Here is a 19246-nt window from a genome sequence, read left to right as displayed (position 1 = left end):
TGTCTACTCTAGTAAATGTTCCTGCTACCATTGTACATCAAATGGAAAATAATTCTAGGGTGTTTCATTATTGGATCATCGACATAACGCATGGGGTTGATTTCCGGTCCGACGCCGATAAGCTGCTCGGGGCAATAGGAGGTTGGTCACGAAGTCGTTATCACAGGACGTGAACTGGCTTGCTCCATGGCCTCATCTGTGATCCCCAAGGAATCGCCTAGTTTTAACAAATGTCATCCTTATCTTTTGGGGAGTTAAATTCAGGAACCTTTCATTTCCAAAATCGTTGTTATTTGTTAATAGGAGGGGTCGTATGGATACTCGATTTACTTATAAGCATTTCGTAAATGAAAATACGTTTTCACTTCTTAATCCGATTTTTGAAGCTACCTTACTTTTTGCTGTATTACTACTCATTATTGTGATTATAAAAAAAGTATCTATTTGGGTTTGTTTACTTTTTGCAAGTCTCTCAGTCATTGTCACAGGTCAGCTTCTTTGGTTTAGTGGTATTATTGCTGATGAGCTAAATATTGAAGGAAGTACCAAGGGCTTTTTTTGTTTTGTCGTGATGCTTTTAATTCATTGTGCAGCTATTTGGATTTCTTTAATGAAATCTTCTAAACGCGAAAAAATACCGCAGTACTCAGAGGAGATTTAACCCACTGAGTATTGCGGTATTTATTAATTATAGCGCTTTTACCTTCGCTACAACATTTTCTACTGTGAATCCGTATTTTTCCATTACTAATTCACCTGGTGCAGAAGCGCCGAACTTGTCGATTGCAAGAACGTCTCCTTCAAAACCAGTGTATTTATGCCAGCCGAATGATGCGCCCATTTCGATTGCCAGACGTTTTGTCACAGCTTTTGGAAGAACAGATTCTTTGTAAGCTGCGTCTTGTTTTTCGAAGCGATCCATAGATGGCATTGAAACAACTGCCACATCCATGCCTTCAGCTTTTAGTGCTTTTTGTGCTTCAACTGCAAGTGAAACCTCAGAGCCTGTTGCAATTAAAATGGCATCGGCCACTTCTTTTGTAGCAGGAGACACTGTGTAAGCACCTTTTGTAACACCTTCACGTACTGTATCAATAGATGCGTCAAGTACAGGTAAGTTTTGACGAGATAATACTAATACAGTTGGTGTTTTTTCAGATGCTACTGCAAGCTCCCATGCAACTGCTGATTCATTTGCATCAGCTGGACGAACAACAGATAAATTAGGCATTGCACGTAAAGATGAAAGGTGTTCGATTGGTTCATGCGTCGGACCATCTTCCCCTACAGCAATTGAGTCATGTGTAAATACATAAGTAACAGGAAGACCCATTAATGCAGAAAGACGTACAGCTGGACGAACATAGTCAGAGAATACGAAGAATGTACCACCGAATACGTTAAGACCACCGTGAAGTGCCATACCGTTCATAGCTGCACCCATAGCAAATTCACGTACGCCGAACCAAATATTACGGCCAGCATAATCGTCTGCAGAGAAATCTCCAGCGTCTTTCATCGTAGTTTTATTTGAGCCAGCAAGGTCAGCTGAACCACCGAAGAATGATGGCGTTTTCTTCGCAATGGCATTGATTGCATCTCCAGAAGAAGAACGAGTTGCTACTGATTTACCTGCTTCATATACTGGTAATTCTGAAGCGAAATTCTCTGGTAATTGACCATTCATTGCGTTTTCAAATTGCACTGCTAATTCTGGGAACTCTTGCTTATATGCTTCAAACTTAGCATTCCAAGCTTCTTCAGGTTGTGCCCCTTGAACTTCAGCAGCTGCTGCGAACGTATCATATGCTTCAGCAGGAATTTGGAATGGCTCGTGCGCCCATTCATAAGCTGCTTTTGTTAAAACGACCTCATCTTGACCAAGTGGTGCACCGTGAGAAGCAGCTTTACCTGATTTGTTTGGTGAACCAAAACCGATAACAGTTTTCACTTCGATAAGTGTTGGTTTGCCAGTTGAATTTTTAGCTTCTTCGATAGCTTCGTTAATTTCTTCAACATCCGTACCATCAGCAACTTTTAAATAGTTCCAGCCATAAGATTCAAAACGCTTTTGGACATTTTCTGAGAATGATTTTTCTAAATCACCATCTAAAGAAATATCGTTTGAATCGTATAAAACGATTAACTTTTCAAGTTTTAAGTGACCTGCTAAAGAGATAGCTTCAGCTGCTACACCTTCCATTAAATCGCCATCGCCACAAAGTGCAAATGTATAGTGATCAACGATGTCATGTCCTGGTTTATTGTAAGTAGCTGCTAAATGGCGTTCAGCCATTGCCATACCAACTGTCATAGCAATACCTTGACCTAAAGGACCTGTTGTTGCCTCTACCCCAACAGTATGACCATATTCAGGATGTCCTGGAGTTAATGAATCCCATTGACGGAAGTTTTGAATTTCTTCCATTGGTAAGCCGTAGCCACCAAGATGAAGTAGGCTGTATAGAAGCATAGAGCCATGACCTGCAGAAAGTACAAAACGATCGCGGTTATACCATTTTGGATTCGCCGGATTATGGCGAAGTTGTTTTGTCCAAAGCGTATAAGCCATTGGCGCTGCCCCCATTGGTAAACCTGGGTGACCTGAGTTTGCTTTTTCAATTGCATCGATTGACAAAGTTCGGATAGCATTAATCGCTAGTTGATCCGCATGTTGAGTCATTATGTTGTGACATCCTTTCTCGTCCTATATATTGTTCTTCTACAGTTTAGTCAACATTGCTTCAGAAAACAATGCTTTTGTTATACTATTTCCCTTTTGTAACATACTTTATAGAAATGAGTCATATTAATTTAGAAATTTATTTTTTTTCGCTTGTCTTACTTTGTCTGGTGTAACATCATTTCCTTCAGCATCCACCACTTTTACGTTTTCAATTGTATCACGCATCGTTGATCTAAATGTATCTAGATATTCCTTGCGAAGCGCTGTTTGTTCCTTTGCTTCTGCCTCTGTTAAAGTACCACTTTTAGCCTTAGCAGAAAGTTCATTGATACGGTTAATTTTTTCTTTTGATAACATAGTTACACACCTTTCAATACATATCTTAATGAATATGGTATGCAAAGTATAGCATGAATTCCCTTTAAATGCAGTTATACCAACCTTTCTAGCATCATTTTATTCTTTAGGAGGTATAGCAAGACAATGAATGAAAAAAGTTTTTGGGGTTATGTGGGGCTACTAAAAATAAGGCGAGTGTCTGAACAGGAATGGACAGGGCAATAGTTAATATCCAAAAAGGAAGGGAATAGACTCCCTTCCTTTTTATTAGTGAACAACCTTTTTACTGATTAGCTTAGTACTACCAAAAGCAATTAACAATGCTAATAAAGATATAATAAGTGGCGGAATAAAGCTTGTATTTACAAACATCACTTCTGAAGATAAAGCGGAAGCCTCTTCCCATGGTATGCTAGGCGTATAAAACATTGTTAATAGCATACCTGATAGCACTTCCAATACTACAATCGCTATAGTGAAAACCCCTACAAATAATAAGTATTTTTTCAAATTAATCCCTCCCTAATAAATACTACGACCTCAGTTTAAATAAGTTTCACTATTTTCTATTGATCTCACTGTTATTCAATAATTTGGAATTTCACTTGAATCAAAGACCAATAAAATCAGGCAAGAATTCGATAATTTTCTACATTGCCTACTGACCTCACCTTAGGGAACTCTGAAAAGACTTACAATTTATCAATAATATAATTACTTTAGTTTACTATCCCATTTTCCAGAAACAGCAGATAACATTAGCCATGGTTCAATAACCATATTAATTAAAATATGAGCTACGATTGGTGCAAATGTACTTCTTCCAGCCATAATATAAAGCATTGCGAGAAGACTTCCTAAAATTGTGGTACTTATAATTGCAGGGAACGCAAACTTCCAATCCCCTCTCATAAGTACCCATACACTGTGAGCAATTCCAAAGAGTATCCCTGAAGTTAGTATTTGCGTTACGGCTGAAGCTCCAATAGTTAATAAGTATTCCATAAGTAAATGTCTAAAAACAACTTCTTCTACTATCCCTGCCACAATAGCAGCCCATATTCCAATTACTTTGAGCCAAGAAATTGTAAATAAATGTGCTTTTACAAAAGGTAATGCAATGATTGTATAAGCAATGTATCCCATTATAATAAAAAGCGTAAAAATCCAAATAAATATATTCGAAAATACATCTGTCCTAAAGCCAACTCCATTTTCAATAAAACCTTCAGGATTATTAAAAAACCAAAAAATTATACTAGCTGTGAGCATCGTTGAAATACTTACTAATATCCAACTAGTTTTATTTCTTTCACTTGAAGTAGTTAATTCATTCATAATAGCCCTAGCCTCCTAGTCATGAACTGGCCGAACACTCATTTCTTCAAAAAATTCATGTGCCAATTTTGTTTAGACCTCTATTTCATTTGCAGTGCATCTTACCTGGACTCAATATAACGAACGAAATATATGCCAACAATACGTTTGGAGTAACATGTTGTTATGTTTGTGTAAAATGCCTTTTTCAAAGAATGATCTGCATTTTCCAAAATGCTGTATATGCTATAATTTTTTTGAGAGGTGATAAAGCTGAAAATAGAGGTAAAAATAGATGCAGAGTATGAAGAGCCACATGTAACAATTTGTACAGCTAAACTTACTCCTACGATACAAGCTGCTATTTCTTTATTACAACAAGAGCAAGAAAAACAAATTTTAACAGGGATAGCAAATAATAAAACATATATCATTGATCCAAATTCAATTATTGTTATTCGAACGGAAGGAAGAGAATTAGCTTTATATGATGAAGATAATAATCGTCTCATATTGAATAAACCTTTATATGAATTAGAGCGACAATTAGGGAATAATTTTATACGGATTTCTAAATCTGCAATTATAAATCTAACAAAAGTTAAAAATATCGAAGCTTCATTTAACGGAACAATGGAAATTGAGCTAGTTTTAGGAATTAAAGAAATTATTTCTCGTAATTATCGAAGGCAATTTAAAAAGCGTTTGGGGGTTTAAGGTAGATGCATTTTTTTAAAAATGTAGCGTTTGGTGTAAGTATGGGCTGTACAGTTTTTGTTTTTATTAATCTTTTTGGTTCTTGGATTTTTGGAGATATTTTTTTAGAAGCTATTACAGCTGATTTTATACAACAGGCTCTAGGTTCAATTATTGTGGGGCTTGCTTGCGTATTACCCTCATATATTTATCAAGTAGAACGTTTAACGTTTTTACTACAAACAGCCATCCATTTTGCAATTTCTATAAGTACTTTTATTGTTGTTGCGCTATCTTTACATTGGCTTCCAACATCATCTATAGCAATAACTATGTTAATGCTATTCTTTAGCGTTTTGCTATTTACTCTTATTTGGCTGTTATTTTATTTATATAACCAATCGGAAGTGAAAAAGATGAATAAAAAGATTGATGAGTTAATAAATAAGAATAATACTCTATAATTAATGTGAAATTTCATTACTTGGGGGAAATGAAATGTTTATCAAAACAAAAAGACTTTTAATAAGAGAATTTGAAGTTCAAGATTGGCAAGCTGTCTATAAATATACTTCAAATCCAAATGTGATGAAGTATATTCCAGAGGGCGTTTTTAATGAGCAGCTAGCAAAAAAGTTTGTTTCAGAAAATAGCGGTGAACAAGCAAAATACTTCCCTGTTATTTTACTAAGCGAAAACATTGTTATTGGTCATATTGTTTTCCATCAGTATTTTGGTGACCATACATATGAAATTGGTTGGGTATTGAATCCGAACTATTACAATAATGGATATGCCTCTGAAGCAGCAAGAGCTGTACTGGACTACGGATTTAAAGAAATGAAACTTCATAGAATTATTGCAACTTGCCAGCCGGAAAATATCCCTTCCTATAAAGTGATGGAGAAAATCGGCATGAGACGCGAGGGTTATTTTAAAAAATGCATCCCACACAAAGATGAGTGGTGGAATGAATTTTACTATGCTGTCTTAGATGAGGAATGGGTATAAGATACTTTCATTATTCTGCTATGTCGAGTTCTAAATCTTCGTTTTAAAATAGATGGGAGAATTATATGAAAAAGACCGCTATATTATTGTATCCACAATTTAGTGAATATGAATTGAGTGTGGCATTATCTATATTAATGCAAGGAAATAAACCCGTTATAACTGTTGGGTTAAACAATGAAAAAATTAAAGGGGAATCTGGGTTATCTTGTATAGCCGATACACAAATAAGTGAAGTTAATCTTGACGAAATCGATAGCTTGTTGCTACCAGGATGTATGGATATAGCTTTACTAATAAATGAGCAAAAATTAATTGATTTTATTGGTAATGCGAATGCCAAAGGAGCAATCATTGCAAGTATCTCTAGCTCTCCATCTCTTTTAGCGAAAGCTGGAGTATTAAAAAACAAAAAGTATACTGTTGGATTGCCGCCAGAAGGTATAAGAAAATTAGACTTCTTCGATCTTAATCATTTCTCTGAAGACCTAGTTGTACAAGATGGAAACATAATAACTGCAAGAGGTAGAGGTTTTATACAATTTGGTATCACTGTGGGTAAAGCCCTCCATCTCTCTTTTGATGAAAATTGGTACCGAGGATAACGAAATAACACTAATCGATATGAAAGCTTACTACAGTAAAAGATGACAAATTGTTTTTCAAACATTATAGAGAATTTGAGCAAGAGAGGTAGAAATCGCTACTTCTCTTATTTCATTCCCAAAATGTCCAATCTATTGGACATTTATTGATTTGTTTTTTATAATAGTGTCAATTACTTTTGACAAAAGAGGGATAAATCTGAAAAACATTATAAAAGCTTTAAGAAAAAAATTAGGAATGACTCAAGAGGCCCTAGCAAGGGAGTGTGGCGTTGTAAGACAAACCATTAATTGTATCGAGAATGATAAGTATGACCCTACTCTTGAATTAGCCTTTAAAATTGCTAAAGCTCTAAATAGAAAAGTAGATGAGGTGTTTATATATGAGTAAGTTCCGTTCAGCGTATATGATAACAATGAAAGATTTCGTTAAAGAGAGTGCTGCAATATTACGTAAGAATACTCAAGAGGTTACGTTACCTGTATCAGAAGATGATAAAGATAGTTTATTATGCATGCTTCAATACTTGAGAAATAGCCAAGATCCGGATCTTTCCAAAAAACACAAATTGCGTCCTGGATCAGGGTTATCGGCTAATCAAATTGGTCTAAATAAACGAATGTTTGCTGCATTTTTTCAAGATGGAGATAAAAGTCATGAATATATGTTCATTAATCCAAAAATCATTAGTCACTCTTTAAACATGATTTATTTACCTGAGGGGGAAGGATGTCTTTCAGTTAATAGAAGAGTTAGTGGATTTGTTCCAAGATATGAAAGAATTAAAGTCAAAGCATATGATATACATGGGCAAGAAGCCATTTTTCAATTTAATGGATACGGTTCAATCTTAATGCAACATGAAATAGATCATTTAAATGGGATCATGTTTTATGACAGAATAAATAAAGAAAATCCATTCAAACTACCAGACAATGTTACTATTGAAAGTTTGTATTAATTTAATACTTTTAGGATAGATGGAATTTAGTTATTTATTGTATCCGTCATTTTTATGGTGGAACCCATCTCTACAGTTCATCTATCCTTTACTTCGGTGGTTGTATCCGTCACTTCGATGATTCTATCCATCACTTCTTGGTCCTTCACCTCCATCTAGAGTCTTTAAAAATTAAAAAATCAGCGGGACGACATACTCCCACTGATTAAAACGTCACTTAATTTGTTCGATTCCCTCTTGATGTTCCCTAAATCTCCTATGTACAGTAGCTTTGCTTACATCAAAGCCTAGACCTCTAAGTGTCACGGCGATTTCCTCAAAGGTGAAGCCTCGATTACGTAGCTTCACAATTTCTTCTACAGGTACATCCTTACGTTCTTGACCATTAGGATTTCCTCGATTAGATAAATTGTTTTCAGGACGATAGCCATTTTCAACGGCACGACGCATGCCACGACGTATTTTAGCATTATGGATTCTGCGCTGGTACTCCTCTACGATCGCTAAAATTTCTAGAAGCATCGTATCCATTTCATTTAATTGTACAGGCCCCGCGTCTCGCATAGAAAAAACATCAGTTTCAGTTTTTTGCAATAAATGCAATACTGCCATTCTAGCATTTCCACGTCCTAAGCGTGTTTCATCCTGTACAAATAATGCTTTAATTTCTTTTTCTTTAATGAAATCGAGCATTTCAAGTAAGCCTTCTCGTTCTACATCATAGCCACTATGCTTGTCTTTAAAAACGCTCTTCACTTCATAGCCCTGCTCTTTAGCATAGCGCATTAACTCCTCCTGCTGACGCTCAAGCGAGGAACTTTGTGTCTCTTTTTCTGTACTCACACGGCAATAGACAACAGCCGTTTGTTCTTTATTTATCATTGTTCATTTCTCGCAATTTCAATAGAATTTATGGGATTGGGATGGTCACCCACTACTGGAATCACTAGGGGTTTACCTGCAATAATGTTAACGTTCGATAATTCATTTTCGGCCTTCACAAGTTTAATCCAATCATCCTTTTTCATTTTACCACGGTATTGTTCAGCTAACGACCATAAGCTATCACCATGTTCGATTTCAATTTCTGTGTAACTAACATCGCCTGGATCTGTTATAAAAAGGTATGCTGCAAATAGTAGACAAGCCCCTAATAAAATTGTAATATGTGGATTTTTCTTTAACCAGTTCATAATCATAACCCCTTTTTAAGAATGTTTGTTCGGAATATATGTTCTTATAATAGTACGAACAAACGTTTTTGTCAAACACTTTTCGAACCTATGTTTGCGTAAGTGTTCGCATTCTGTTATACTACTAATAAGTAGAATGATTAGAAAAAAGAGGTGAGCAATCATGAAAAAAGTTTCGAAAAGACAAGAGGCCATATTAGAGTTCATCAAAGAAGAAGTGCGCACAAAGGGGTATCCACCATCTGTACGTGAGATTGGTGAAGCAGTTGGACTTGCTTCAAGCTCAACAGTTCATGGACATTTAGCTCGTTTAGAGCAAAAGGGCTTTATTCGTCGAGATCCAACTAAACCACGCGCTATTGAAATTCTAGAGCCAGAGGATTCTATTCAAAAGCAACATGTTATACATGTCCCACTTGTTGGGAAGGTTACAGCAGGTTCTCCAATAACTGCTGTTGAAAATATCGATGAATATTTCCCACTACCAGATACTTATGGTACAAGTGAAGATCAATTATTTATGCTAGAAATTATGGGTGAATCAATGATTGAAGCTGGCATCTTAGACGGAGATTTAGTCATTGTTAAACAAAAAGCAACGGCTGATAATGGTGATATTGTCGTAGCAATGACTGAAGAGGATGAAGCAACTGTAAAGCGTTTCTTCAAGGAAAAAAATCATTTTCGTTTACAGCCTGAAAACGCAACAATGGAGCCAATTATCGTAGACCAAGTTTCTATTTTGGGGCAAGTTGTTGGCCTCTATCGCCGTGTACACTAAAAGTATCTTAATAATAAAGTATAAAAAGAGGATATTATGTTCGCATATACCTCTTTTTCTTATGAGTTCCATTTTATATTCGAACAAAGTTAAAAAAAGAATCCATTTTAACATGGATTCCCTACACGCTAGCAATGTATTCAGTTAAATTAAAACATTGAATTAGCAATTTCAAGCAAATCATACACCGTGAAATCTTGTGGTATTTCACTTTCTATCCTAATTGAATACTTTAAACTGTCATGAAGAAAAATCAGTTCGTTCCGCAGATACAATGCTTTTATACCATTCTTTAAGGTGTAAATATTTTCACCCTTGGCTGCCTCTAAATCCTCTTCTCCCGGCTCGATTTTCACCTGTAACAATCCATGTAATTTTACATTTCGATACCTTATTAGAAGAGTATCTTTGTTTATATTTCCTTCTACATGCGTAATGTCAAACGGAAATTTGGATGCAGTCAGGATATTCGCTTTATGCTTGTTCGAATATTCCTTTATCATTTTCGATTCATTCATAAATGGGTTGGACCCGTCGTAAATAACACGAATATCTGTTATTTTTTCTTGATTAGATGTTATTTCCCATATAAAAGCTATTCTTTCAGGCATATCTTCTCCATCGTCAAAATAAGCCAATGATACTCTCACATTAGCTTTAAGTGAAGGCAAACCCGAAACCCTTCTAATTGGAGTCTCTTCCCTTATCTCAGGAAGTTTAACATTTGAAGATAAATAAGTCCTCGCCTGTTTTTCATCTTTTTTCATCAATGCCATCGTAAAATTGCTTACTACATCATTACCATATGGTCCTGCCTTTACATGTTGAATCGATAAAAATAACAGCATGAAGATCTGCAATACCAACACTATTTTTTTCATGTTCATCACCAGGGTTATCTTTCCCTCGATAATAAATTCTATGCTTCTACCTTGAACATCAAACTAGCCTTTACAAATGCAGTAAATAATTTCTTCGATACTTCATCACCTGCCATTGCTTGCTCTTCAGGATGCCACTGTACTGCTAGACAAAATGGTAAATCTTCATGTACCACCGCTTCAACGATACCATCACTTGATTTTGCTGCCACTTTCAACTTTTCTGCTACTACATTTACAGCCTGATGATGAAATGAATTCACAGCAATTTTCTCTTCCTCTATAATCGTCCTTAATAATGTATCAGGTGTTAGACTAACATAATGTGTAGCAACGCCTCGAGCTGCCTGTTGCAAGTGCTTAATTAGTTTACTACTATGATATTCACTCTCCATATCTTGATATAACGTGCCTCCCAGCGCCACATTTAGCATTTGAATCCCTCGGCATATACCAAAAATCGGCATTTTCCGAATATAGGCCGCTTCAATTAAGGCAAGCTCCACTGAATCCCGTTCTGGATGAACCTTCCCTAATTTTGGTGTAGGTTCGGCACCAAAAAGGAATGGATGTACATCATAGCCACCCGATAGTAATAATCCATCCGTCAACGATAAAATTTGTACTACATCCTCTTCCACTCCAAGTGGAATTATAAGTGGAATACCACCAGCTTCAATGACACTTTTGCTGTAGGCCTCATTTAATCTTGAGGACAAATCATCCTCCACAAAGGCCGTTATACCGATAACTGGTTTCACCTTATCCCCTCCATGATTCCACAAAATTTATCCCGCATTAACGGACAGTAATTTATCTGTACCGAAAGCGTAGCGTCAGGTACAAGATCCCCACCTCAAAATTTAGCGAAAGCAAAGTAGTTAGGTGAAAGGTTAACTGCCCGTAAAAGCCCGATTGGTGAGTGGAGATGAAGAAAATCCCCACTAACTTACCAAAATCCAAGATACCAATTAATCAACGCATCCCCATAGAAATAGACAATAATAGCTGCTAGAGCAATAGATGGTCCAAAAGGTACAGGCGTTTTTCTTCCCTGCCCACGTACCTTTAACACAACTATCCCAACAATCATGCCAATCACCGATGCTAAAAATAGCGTCAGAAGTGCATGTATTGCGCCAAGTACGAGACCAAGTAAAAAGAATAATTTAATATCGCCTCCACCCATCCCCCCTCTTGATAGGACAGCTATACAATATAATATGCCAAAGCCTACGATGGCACCCACTATACTGTCCCACCACGGAGACAAAGGCGATACTACACGCCCAATAACTAGCAATGGCAAAAAGAATAGAAGTACTTTATCAGGAATAAGCATATACGCAAAATCTGATACGACAACAATAACTAATAATGAAATCAATAATAGGGCGACGAAAAATTCTACGCTAAAGCCTAATTTCCAATAAGCAAAAGCAAATAATACACCTGTTATAAGTTCCATCAATGGATAAATCCAAGAAATCTTTTGTCCACAGCTACGGCATTTCCCACCTAAAAATAAATAAGACAAAACGGGCACCAGATCAAGCGCTGTTAACTGCCTCTGACAATTAGTACAATGCGAAGGTGGACGTACAATGGACTCCTTCAAAGGTACACGTAAGCCAACTACATTAAAAAAGGAGCCAAGAACGAGCCCAAATAATAAAACTGTAATTGTATAAGCAATTTCCATTTTTATGTCCTCCTATACTAATAGACGCCCATACATTTTAAGTATGCGCGCCAATCAATTATGCCTCGGCATAATTGCGTCTGGAATCGGCTTTGTGCTTAGGCTTGCAGATGTTTTTTTGCGCGAAAGCGTAGCGGCACCGATGCAGACAGGTACAGGTGTTTTGACACCCGCTGAAAGAAGTTAAATTATTGTTGTCCTTCATAATAGAACGTCGTTACTTGTACGGTAGCTTTTAAAGTTAAATCGGCGTCCTTCTCTAACTGATCCTGTTCACCTGGTATAGTAAAGTTAATGGCATCCGTTTTCATCACGCGCTCTAATTGTTCAATTTCCTTTAAAAAGCTTTCTAGTGACTTAAGGTCTAAAGCAGCGACCTCCAAATTAAAGGTGATTAATTTTAAATTAGCAGGAAGTGATTCCTTTGCAATAGAAGAAATGAGAGATTTCTCCTCCGTATTTTCTTGCTCACCATTGACTTCTGCATCCGCTTTTTCAAGCATGTTCGGATCAGGGACATCTGATTGTGCTACAGATGTATCATCATTATTAAAATTCATTGACTCAATACGTGTCCCTGATACTTCTTCAATCTCAGCTAAATCTAAAACAACCTTTTCAATCGCTCTTGTTTCCGGTAGTTTTTGTCTCATCGTTAAAAGGTTTGAGGTTGGTACTCCTTGCTTTTCATCTAATTTAGCTAGTTGCCCATTTAAACTAGTAATTTGTTGTTGAAGTTGCTTCACATTGCTTTCTTTCGATTCAACTTCATTCATTTTAGGTAAAAGTAAATAGTAATATAAAGCAAATAAAATAGCGGCTATTAAGGCTATTAATAGCATAATAGATGATTTTTTACTACTTGTTAGCTTATTCATGGGCGTTAACCTCCAGCTAAGAACATTTGATCAATGGTCGCTGTAATTAACACGGAGTAACGAGGAACTTCTTTAAATTTTTGTTCCGGTGTTAGCTCCTTTTGTCCACCCACTTGCACATAAAAGTTAGAAATGGAGTTGATTTGTGCATCTGTAAAGTAAAGACTAGCTAAAAGTCTCTCTACATATTTAGAAATGTCAGGCATTGATTCGAAGTCAACTGTAATGTTAATTAAATCTTGCCCAAATTCATAGCCACGTAATTTCGAATAGGCTGGTAATAATTTTTGTGTTTCTTCCATTAATGGAGTAACTGGATACGAAACACTCTGCACAAATTGCATGGACTCTTCCAATGATCCTTGATTGACATTTTGTTTTGTATCCAGCTCTTGCTGTAATTGTTCAACCTGTGTCGTTAGAGACTGTTCTTCCGCAAGTAGCATGGAGAGATCACTTTTCGCCGTAAAATATAAAAATATTAAATATGTAACGACAATACCGACTACTAGGATAAGCAAACTATAGAAGAGCTTTGGAGCGTCTGCCCTTTTTTCAAGCTGCGGTAAAAGGTTAATATCTGGTACCATCATTTAACCTCCTTTAAAGCTAAGCCAAGCAACGTTGAAAATTCCTTTTTAAAAGCCGGAAAAAACTTTGCTATTTTTGCACCATCAACAATTGTCAAAGGTGTCGCTAAATTAGAAGCTAATAAATTACTAATGGATGTTAGCTGTGGATTATCACCAAGAATAATGATTTCATCCACTGATTTTTCACCTTTATGTAAAGAAAATTTAAAGAAATTCATCATCCGATCAATTTCTAAAACTTGGTCCATTACGACCATATGATAATCATCGGTTTTGTCACTATATTCAAATTGATAGCTAAATTCATCTTCTTGTTTGCCCTGCCATTGCGATAAATTAGTTTCAATCGATTGATAACGTAAAAATTCAACTTGTCCCTGTGAAAATATACTGATAGAGAGTTCATTTATTGACCAGTCAGCAATTAAATAGGTTTTGTCCTGAGCTAACAATGACATATGCTCCAATAATCGAATATTACATAATGCCCGAATATCCACAGCTTCAGGATCTAACGAAACATCTAGCAACATGCCAACCATTTTAGTAATTTCCTCTGACGGTGCTGCAAATAGCATGGCCTTACCATCCTCAGGATCGGCATCATAAACATCTATAAGTGGTTCTTGGAAAGGTAAATGAATGGCGTGCCCTAACTCCATCTCTGCATAACCACGCAATTCAGCTGCTTCAATATCTTTCGGGTGCTCAAAACTTTTTAAAAGCACCGTCGTATCTGGTACAAACATACGTACAGGCTGTTTTTTCCCCGTCCATTTCACTACCTGTTCTTTTATAATTTCAAAAAGTGCTACCTCATCCATAATTGTCGCATTTTCAACGATGCTCTCAGCTAAAGGATATTCATATCCCTCCCACTGACTAGGCTCTGGTCCTTTCGCCACAATCGCACGAAGCACATAATCCTTTAATTCAATTGAAACATGCGATTTTTTCTTTCTTCTAAACATGTGAAAAGACCTCCTTATCCTATTCAATGAATTTCCTTAATTAGTCATCCATTTCCCAGCCAGAAACGTTAGAGTTAACGTTTCTGAATGGGTTGGGAGGACTGATTGTTGTACTGATTTTCTTTAACTTCCACTTCCTCCTGTACTTGCTTCTGTTTTAACTCCTGCTTTTGTTAATTTTTTATTTAGTTCATTTTCAGTTGTTGTCTTATCTGTCATTTCGTAATCTGGCAATTTAATATCTTCAAATCTTGGATATTTGATTGACCATTCTTTTTTTGTTTTGTCATAAGTCACTTTAGTACCTGTTGGCAAATCAACACCTTCTACAAAATCTTTTAATGATGATTCATCACATGCTTTTGTATCACCATCACAAACTCCGTCAGCATAAGCAATTTTTGCTCCTGCAAGGATATTCGAAGCTTCCGCTAAAATTGCACGGTCTTTCGATTTATTAATGATATTACCAATCGCTGGGATAGCAATCGCCGCAATAATTGCAAGAATTACAATTACCGCTAATAGCTCGATTAATGTTAAACCTTTCTCATTGTTAAGTCGTTTTTTGTTTACTAATTTTTTAAACATAGTAGGTTTCCCCCTTATATTTTTTATTTGAAGTGTAATAACACGAACTTCCTTATAAATTTTCTAAATCTATCATTATTTAAATTATTACAAAATTACATATTTTCATATAATTGGAACATAGGTAGGAAAATAGCCGCCACGATAATACCGACAACAAAAGCGAGCACGAGTATCATAAGGGGCTCGACTAAAGATTTCAGTGTATCGACAGCACGATCTACTTCTTCCTCATAAAAATCAGCAATTTTCTCTAGCATATAATCTAGTGAACCTGTTTTCTCACCAATGGAAGTCATTTGAGTAACAAGTGGTGGAAAGAGCCAGCTTTTTTCGAGTGGCTCCGATAATGTCCCACCCTTTTCCAAATTATCACGAGCCTCTAAAACAATTTTCCCAATTACAGGATTACCAGCAACTTTTTCAGCGATGGTCAGCGCCTGTAGAATTGGCACCGAGCTACTAAAAAGAGTCGATAATGTTCGAGTCATTCGGGCTATCACATCTTTTTGCAACAGCTGTCCAAATATAGGCATTCGTAATAGAAATACATTGACTGTAAAATGAAACTCTTTATTATTTTTATAGAAAAAGTGAAATCCAACTACTATCACAATAAGTGCTAAAATAACAAAGTACCAGAATTCGATAAGCCAATCACTAATCCCTACGACGATAACTGTAATGAATGGCATTTCCAAATCCATATCCTTAAAAGCTTCCATAATTGTTGGTACAATAAAAACCATTAAAAACATGCCAACAACTACCGTTAAAAATGATAATATTGCTGGATAAATCATAGTAGATTGTATTTTCTTCTTAATTTTGTACTGTTTTTCAAGTGTGCCAGCTAAGCGATCTAATGTATCATCAATACTTCCTGTCACCTCACCTGCACGCATCATGTTCACAAATAGTACAGGAAACACTTTTGGATGTTTACTTGCTGCATCTGAAAATGATGTACCGTTACGTATATCTTCTTCCACCTGCTTCAATGCCCGTTTTAATGGCTTACTTTTTGTTTGTTCACCCAAAATATGTGTAGCCTCTACAACTGATACGCCTGCACGAATTAAAGTTGCATATTGTCGACAGTAAATAACAAAATCTTGGTGCTTAACCTTTGTTCCAAGAGATATATCTTTATGTAAAATACTATTTGATTCTTGAAGTTCTCGTGCATTAATGCCCTGTGCACGGAGTTTTTCCATGGCTACCTTTTTATTTGGCGCATCAATTATGCCCTTTTTAGGAGTACCTGTTTTTGTACGTCCACTATAACGAAATACCGTCAACTATAATCACCAGCGTTCATATAGGGTCTTGCATCCTCTAGAGAAATTTTCCCTGTTGCGATTAAATGCTGCATTGATGATTCTAGTGTGTGCATGCCCAATGCCTTGCTTGTCTGCATAACGCTTGGGATTTGATGAATTTTTTCGTTACGGATCAAGTTTGAAATGGAAGGTGCTTGTACTAAAATTTCTGTTGCAGCGATACGCCCTTTTACATCTTTACGTACAAATAATCGCTGTGAAATAATACCTTGTAGCACATTCGCAAGTTGCACACGAATTTGACTTTGCTGATGTGGTGGAAACACATCAATAATGCGGTCAATTGTTGTTGGTGCACTGCTTGTATGTAGTGTTGCCATCACTAAATGTCCCGTTTCAGCAGCTGTTATGGCTGTTGAAATCGTTTCATAATCTCGCATCTCACCGACCAAAATTATATCGGGATCTTGACGCAATGAAGCACGCAGACCATTCGCAAAACTCATTGTATCTACACCAACTTCGCGTTGATTAATCATTGATTTTTTATGCGCATGTAAATATTCAATTGGATCCTCCAACGTAATAATATGCTTCGAACGTGTCTCATTTATATGATCAATCATTGCTGCTAATGTTGTCGATTTACCGGAACCGGTAGGACCTGTTACTAAAATCAATCCTTGTGGTTTTTCTGCAAGCTTATACAGAACCTCTGGCATATTGAGTGATTCTATCGAAGGAATTATTGCTTCAATTAAGCGAGCCGCAACCGTTACTTCATTGCGTTGATGATATGCATTCACACGAAATCGACATTTCCCAGGCAATGAAAAGTTAAAATCAGTCTCACCTTTTTCTTCAAATTCTTGCTTTTTATGATCTGGAAGAATATCTTTTACCATGTCTTTCAGGTCTTCTGTCTCTAATGGTATCGATCCATATTGTTCAAGCTTTCCATGAATACGATAAACAGGTGGAATGCCTTTTGTTAAATGCAAATCTGATGCTTTTTCTTCAAATGCTCGTGTTAACAATTCTACAATTGAGTATGCTGTCATCCCTATCACATCCTAGTCTGCGCTTGCCACGCGTAAAATTTCTGATGTGGTCGTTTGGCCTGCTACGACCTTTAAAAGTCCATCTACTAATAATGTGTGATAACCCTTTTGCTTCATATAATCTTGTAAAACCATATCCCCCATGCGACTTAAAATCATGTCCTTTACTTGTCGATCGACTGGTAAAATTTCATGAATAGCCATACGTCCACGGTAGCCAGTATGATTACAAGCGGGACATCCACGCCCCTTCCTACCATGAGTCACACCCTCTATGCCATTCTCCTCTAGTATTTCAAGTTCACGTGTAGTAAATACATAAGGCTCTGCACAATCTCGACAGACTCCACGTACTAATCTTTGCGCCATAATTCCTATAAGTGAAGAGGATAAAAGAAATGGTTCAATCCCCATATCATGTAAGCGTGAAATGGATTCTACTGCATTGTTTGTATGTAAGGTACTTAACACTAAATGTCCTGTGAGTGAAGCACGAATTGCAATTTGTGCAGTTTCAAGATCACGAATTTCCCCAATCATCACAATGTCAGGGTCCTGTCGTAAAATCGAACGTAAGCCGACCGCAAATGTTAAACCAACCTCTTCCTTTACTTGGATTTGATTGATGCCATCTAATTGATACTCCACTGGGTCCTCTACCGTAATAATATTTACTCCCTCCTCATTTAAATGAGTAAGAGCAGCGTATAAAGTTGAGGATTTCCCTGAGCCCGTTGGTCCAGTTATCAGCATAATGCCATTTGGATGTGCTATCATTTTGCGGAAAAGAGCTTCATTGCATTCACTAAAGCCTAATTTATCAATATCATTTGCCGCAGTTGTTAAATCTAAAATCCGCATAACGACCTTCTCCCCATAAACGGTTGGCAATGTGGATAATCGAATATCTACAGGTCTGAAATTAACATTGGTCTTAATACGACCGTCCTGTGGAATACGGTTTTCAGTAATGTTTAAGTTACCCATAATTTTAATACGAGCAAGCACAACATTTTGCATATGCTTTGGCAATGATCGTTCGGTACGAAGAACACCATCTACTCGATAGCGAACACGTAGTTCCGTTTCTTGTGGATCAAAATGGATATCGCTTGCTCGCTGTGCTACGCCATTCGCTATGATCTGATTTACTAATCGAACAATGGGGGAATCCTCATTTTCTATTTCTTCCTGAGTGTCAGTCCCAGTCGTTCCTATATCTAATAACGCTGCATCCATGGATTCCTGTAAATCATAATATTTTGTAATTGTGCGATATAAATCATCTTTGGCCGCGATACTCGTCTCTATTTGACAGCCGGTTGTCATTCGTACTTCTTCTATTGCAAAATAATCCATTGGGTCTTCCATTGCGATAAATAATTTATTTTTCTCTTTACGAATTGGCATAATATTTGTCCGCTTCGCAAGCTCTGCTGGAATTAGTTGCAATAATTCAGGACTTATAGAAAATTGATTTAAGCTAATATGTGGAATACCAAGCTGAAATTCTAGTACTTCAATAAGTTGTTGCTCTGTTAAAAAATTCTCCTTAATAAGAAAATCTCCTAACTTCTCATCTTTCATTTTTGTCAATAATGCGTAATCCAATTGCTCATCTGTAATTACGCCGGATTCAACAAGTAAATCTCCTAAACGTTTACGCCCTGCCTTCGCTACCATGTACTTCCCTCCA

Annotated in this window: 24 protein-coding genes; 8 read left to right on the top strand and 16 right to left on the bottom strand. The window is 36.6% G+C overall.

What is annotated here, in order from left to right:
* Nucleotides 1–313: 313 nt before the first annotated feature.
* Nucleotides 314–661 carry a hypothetical protein gene (locus AN161_RS10805; protein WP_053594354.1) on the top strand — a complete coding sequence of 116 codons (348 nt, stop codon included), beginning with the start codon at nt 314–316 and terminating at the stop codon, nt 659–661.
* Between the two features lie 27 nt (nt 662–688).
* On the opposite strand, the gene tkt is transcribed toward AN161_RS10805, so the two are convergent.
* From tkt to AN161_RS10785, 4 genes are all read right to left on the bottom strand, one after another.
* Nucleotides 689–2683, bottom strand: a complete 1995-nt coding sequence (gene tkt / locus AN161_RS10800) for a transketolase (RefSeq protein ID WP_053594353.1) — start codon at nt 2681–2683, stop codon at nt 689–691.
* A 126-nt stretch (nt 2684–2809) separates the two neighbouring features.
* Nucleotides 2810–3043: a DUF896 domain-containing protein gene (locus AN161_RS10795; RefSeq protein WP_053594352.1), complete on the bottom strand. Its 234-nt coding sequence runs from the start codon at nt 3041–3043 to the stop codon at nt 2810–2812.
* Between the two features lie 249 nt (nt 3044–3292).
* On the bottom strand, nt 3293–3535 hold the full coding sequence (locus AN161_RS10790) for a hypothetical protein (RefSeq protein ID WP_053594351.1): 243 nt from the start codon (nt 3533–3535) through the stop codon (nt 3293–3295).
* Nucleotides 3536–3739: 204 nt separating this feature from the next.
* On the bottom strand, nt 3740–4363 hold the full coding sequence (locus AN161_RS10785) for a CPBP family intramembrane glutamic endopeptidase (protein WP_053594350.1): 624 nt from the start codon (nt 4361–4363) through the stop codon (nt 3740–3742).
* Between the two features lie 243 nt (nt 4364–4606).
* Between AN161_RS10785 and AN161_RS10780 the strand changes: the two genes are divergently transcribed.
* The 6 genes from AN161_RS10780 (at nt 4607) to def (ending at nt 7616) form a co-directional block, all read left to right on the top strand.
* A complete protein-coding gene (locus AN161_RS10780; protein ID WP_241774543.1) occupies nt 4607–5059 on the top strand; it encodes a LytTR family DNA-binding domain-containing protein in 453 nt (150 codons plus the stop codon).
* A gap of 5 nt (nt 5060–5064) precedes the next feature.
* A complete protein-coding gene (locus tag AN161_RS10775) occupies nt 5065–5502 on the top strand; it encodes a DUF3021 domain-containing protein (RefSeq protein ID WP_075807220.1) in 438 nt (145 codons plus the stop codon).
* A gap of 34 nt (nt 5503–5536) precedes the next feature.
* Nucleotides 5537–6049 carry a GNAT family protein gene (locus AN161_RS10770; protein ID WP_053594349.1) on the top strand — a complete coding sequence of 171 codons (513 nt, stop codon included), beginning with the start codon at nt 5537–5539 and terminating at the stop codon, nt 6047–6049.
* Between the two features lie 65 nt (nt 6050–6114).
* Entirely contained in the window at nt 6115–6654 is a 540-nt protein-coding gene (locus AN161_RS10765; RefSeq protein WP_053594348.1) for a DJ-1/PfpI family protein, read from the top strand.
* 199 nt (nt 6655–6853) lie between these two features.
* Nucleotides 6854–7045 carry a helix-turn-helix transcriptional regulator gene (locus AN161_RS10760; RefSeq protein ID WP_053594565.1) on the top strand — a complete coding sequence of 64 codons (192 nt, stop codon included), beginning with the start codon at nt 6854–6856 and terminating at the stop codon, nt 7043–7045.
* Nucleotides 7038–7616: a peptide deformylase gene (gene def / locus AN161_RS10755; protein WP_053594347.1), complete on the top strand. Its 579-nt coding sequence runs from the start codon at nt 7038–7040 to the stop codon at nt 7614–7616. The genes AN161_RS10760 and def overlap by 8 nt, the downstream gene beginning before the upstream one ends.
* Before the next feature lie 213 nt (nt 7617–7829).
* Here the strand turns inward: def and AN161_RS10750 are convergent, their stop codons facing one another.
* Together AN161_RS10750 and AN161_RS10745 are read right to left on the bottom strand one after the other, a co-directional pair.
* A complete protein-coding gene (locus tag AN161_RS10750) occupies nt 7830–8498 on the bottom strand; it encodes a recombinase family protein (protein WP_053594346.1) in 669 nt (222 codons plus the stop codon).
* Entirely contained in the window at nt 8495–8809 is a 315-nt protein-coding gene (locus AN161_RS10745; protein WP_053594345.1) for a LysM peptidoglycan-binding domain-containing protein, read from the bottom strand. Before AN161_RS10745 ends, AN161_RS10750 begins: the two co-directional genes overlap by 4 nt.
* Nucleotides 8810–8972: 163 nt before the next feature.
* On the opposite strand from AN161_RS10745, the gene lexA reads away from it, so the two are divergent.
* Nucleotides 8973–9590, top strand: coding sequence for a transcriptional repressor LexA (lexA, locus tag AN161_RS10740; RefSeq protein ID WP_053594344.1), 618 nt, complete (start codon nt 8973–8975; stop codon nt 9588–9590).
* Between the two features lie 149 nt (nt 9591–9739).
* Here lexA and AN161_RS10735 read toward each other — a convergent pair whose 3' ends face one another.
* The 10 genes from AN161_RS10735 to AN161_RS10690 form a co-directional block, all read right to left on the bottom strand.
* Nucleotides 9740–10471, bottom strand: coding sequence for a hypothetical protein (locus tag AN161_RS10735; protein ID WP_053594343.1), 732 nt, complete (start codon nt 10469–10471; stop codon nt 9740–9742).
* 38 nt (nt 10472–10509) lie between these two features.
* Nucleotides 10510–11232, bottom strand: a complete 723-nt coding sequence (locus AN161_RS10730; protein WP_053594342.1) for a gamma-glutamyl-gamma-aminobutyrate hydrolase family protein — start codon at nt 11230–11232, stop codon at nt 10510–10512.
* A gap of 188 nt (nt 11233–11420) precedes the next feature.
* On the bottom strand, nt 11421–12173 hold the full coding sequence (locus AN161_RS10725) for an A24 family peptidase (RefSeq protein ID WP_053594341.1): 753 nt from the start codon (nt 12171–12173) through the stop codon (nt 11421–11423).
* A 188-nt stretch (nt 12174–12361) separates the two neighbouring features.
* Nucleotides 12362–13051, bottom strand: coding sequence for a hypothetical protein (locus AN161_RS10720; protein WP_053594340.1), 690 nt, complete (start codon nt 13049–13051; stop codon nt 12362–12364).
* 5 nt (nt 13052–13056) lie between these two features.
* A complete protein-coding gene (locus AN161_RS10715) occupies nt 13057–13644 on the bottom strand; it encodes a GerMN domain-containing protein (RefSeq protein WP_241774542.1) in 588 nt (195 codons plus the stop codon).
* A complete protein-coding gene (gene pilM / locus AN161_RS10710; RefSeq protein WP_053594338.1) occupies nt 13641–14615 on the bottom strand; it encodes a pilus assembly protein PilM in 975 nt (324 codons plus the stop codon). Before pilM ends, AN161_RS10715 begins: the two co-directional genes overlap by 4 nt.
* Nucleotides 14616–14738: 123 nt before the next feature.
* Nucleotides 14739–15206 (bottom strand): prepilin-type N-terminal cleavage/methylation domain-containing protein, encoded by a 468-nt coding sequence (locus AN161_RS10705; RefSeq protein ID WP_053594337.1) that lies wholly within the window; start codon nt 15204–15206, stop codon nt 14739–14741.
* A 95-nt stretch (nt 15207–15301) separates the two neighbouring features.
* The gene (locus tag AN161_RS10700; protein WP_053594336.1) at nt 15302–16507 is read right to left on the bottom strand and encodes a type II secretion system F family protein; all 1206 of its coding nucleotides are present in this window, start codon (nt 16505–16507) and stop codon (nt 15302–15304) included.
* On the bottom strand, nt 16504–17550 hold the full coding sequence (locus AN161_RS10695; protein WP_053594335.1) for a type IV pilus twitching motility protein PilT: 1047 nt from the start codon (nt 17548–17550) through the stop codon (nt 16504–16506). Before AN161_RS10695 ends, AN161_RS10700 begins: the two co-directional genes overlap by 4 nt.
* A gap of 12 nt (nt 17551–17562) precedes the next feature.
* Complete coding sequence (locus tag AN161_RS10690) at nt 17563–19233, bottom strand: GspE/PulE family protein (RefSeq protein ID WP_053594334.1); 1671 nt, start codon at nt 19231–19233, stop codon at nt 17563–17565.
* Nucleotides 19234–19246: the final 13 nt, after the last annotated feature.

The sequence above is a fragment of the Lysinibacillus sp. FJAT-14222 genome, from assembly GCF_001278875.1.
Lineage (GTDB): Bacteria > Bacillota > Bacilli > Bacillales_A > Planococcaceae > Lysinibacillus > Lysinibacillus agricola.
This window is presented reverse-complemented; position numbering and strand designations above follow the sequence as displayed.

What these genes read in the sequence shown, in the direction of transcription:
- AN161_RS10775 (WP_075807220.1), top strand. Translation starts at nt 5,065, where the DNA reads ATGCATTTTTTTAAAAATGTAGCGTTTGGTGTAAGTATGGGCTGTACA.
- AN161_RS10705 (WP_053594337.1), bottom strand. Translation starts at nt 15,206, where the DNA reads ATGTTTAAAAAATTAGTAAACAAAAAACGACTTAACAATGAGAAAGGT.
- AN161_RS10770 (WP_053594349.1), top strand. Translation starts at nt 5,537, where the DNA reads ATGTTTATCAAAACAAAAAGACTTTTAATAAGAGAATTTGAAGTTCAA.
- AN161_RS10750 (WP_053594346.1), bottom strand. Translation starts at nt 8,498, where the DNA reads ATGATAAATAAAGAACAAACGGCTGTTGTCTATTGCCGTGTGAGTACA.
- lexA (WP_053594344.1), top strand. Translation starts at nt 8,973, where the DNA reads ATGAAAAAAGTTTCGAAAAGACAAGAGGCCATATTAGAGTTCATCAAA.
- AN161_RS10785 (WP_053594350.1), bottom strand. Translation starts at nt 4,363, where the DNA reads ATGAATGAATTAACTACTTCAAGTGAAAGAAATAAAACTAGTTGGATA.
- AN161_RS10715 (WP_241774542.1), bottom strand. Translation starts at nt 13,644, where the DNA reads ATGATGGTACCAGATATTAACCTTTTACCGCAGCTTGAAAAAAGGGCA.
- AN161_RS10690 (WP_053594334.1), bottom strand. Translation starts at nt 19,233, where the DNA reads ATGGTAGCGAAGGCAGGGCGTAAACGTTTAGGAGATTTACTTGTTGAA.
- AN161_RS10695 (WP_053594335.1), bottom strand. Translation starts at nt 17,550, where the DNA reads ATGACAGCATACTCAATTGTAGAATTGTTAACACGAGCATTTGAAGAA.
- tkt (WP_053594353.1), bottom strand. Translation starts at nt 2,683, where the DNA reads ATGACTCAACATGCGGATCAACTAGCGATTAATGCTATCCGAACTTTG.
- AN161_RS10765 (WP_053594348.1), top strand. Translation starts at nt 6,115, where the DNA reads ATGAAAAAGACCGCTATATTATTGTATCCACAATTTAGTGAATATGAA.
- AN161_RS10735 (WP_053594343.1), bottom strand. Translation starts at nt 10,471, where the DNA reads ATGAAAAAAATAGTGTTGGTATTGCAGATCTTCATGCTGTTATTTTTA.
- AN161_RS10725 (WP_053594341.1), bottom strand. Translation starts at nt 12,173, where the DNA reads ATGGAAATTGCTTATACAATTACAGTTTTATTATTTGGGCTCGTTCTT.
- AN161_RS10745 (WP_053594345.1), bottom strand. Translation starts at nt 8,809, where the DNA reads ATGAACTGGTTAAAGAAAAATCCACATATTACAATTTTATTAGGGGCT.
- AN161_RS10720 (WP_053594340.1), bottom strand. Translation starts at nt 13,051, where the DNA reads ATGAATAAGCTAACAAGTAGTAAAAAATCATCTATTATGCTATTAATA.
- AN161_RS10795 (WP_053594352.1), bottom strand. Translation starts at nt 3,043, where the DNA reads ATGTTATCAAAAGAAAAAATTAACCGTATCAATGAACTTTCTGCTAAG.
- def (WP_053594347.1), top strand. Translation starts at nt 7,038, where the DNA reads ATGAGTAAGTTCCGTTCAGCGTATATGATAACAATGAAAGATTTCGTT.
- pilM (WP_053594338.1), bottom strand. Translation starts at nt 14,615, where the DNA reads ATGTTTAGAAGAAAGAAAAAATCGCATGTTTCAATTGAATTAAAGGAT.
- AN161_RS10805 (WP_053594354.1), top strand. Translation starts at nt 314, where the DNA reads ATGGATACTCGATTTACTTATAAGCATTTCGTAAATGAAAATACGTTT.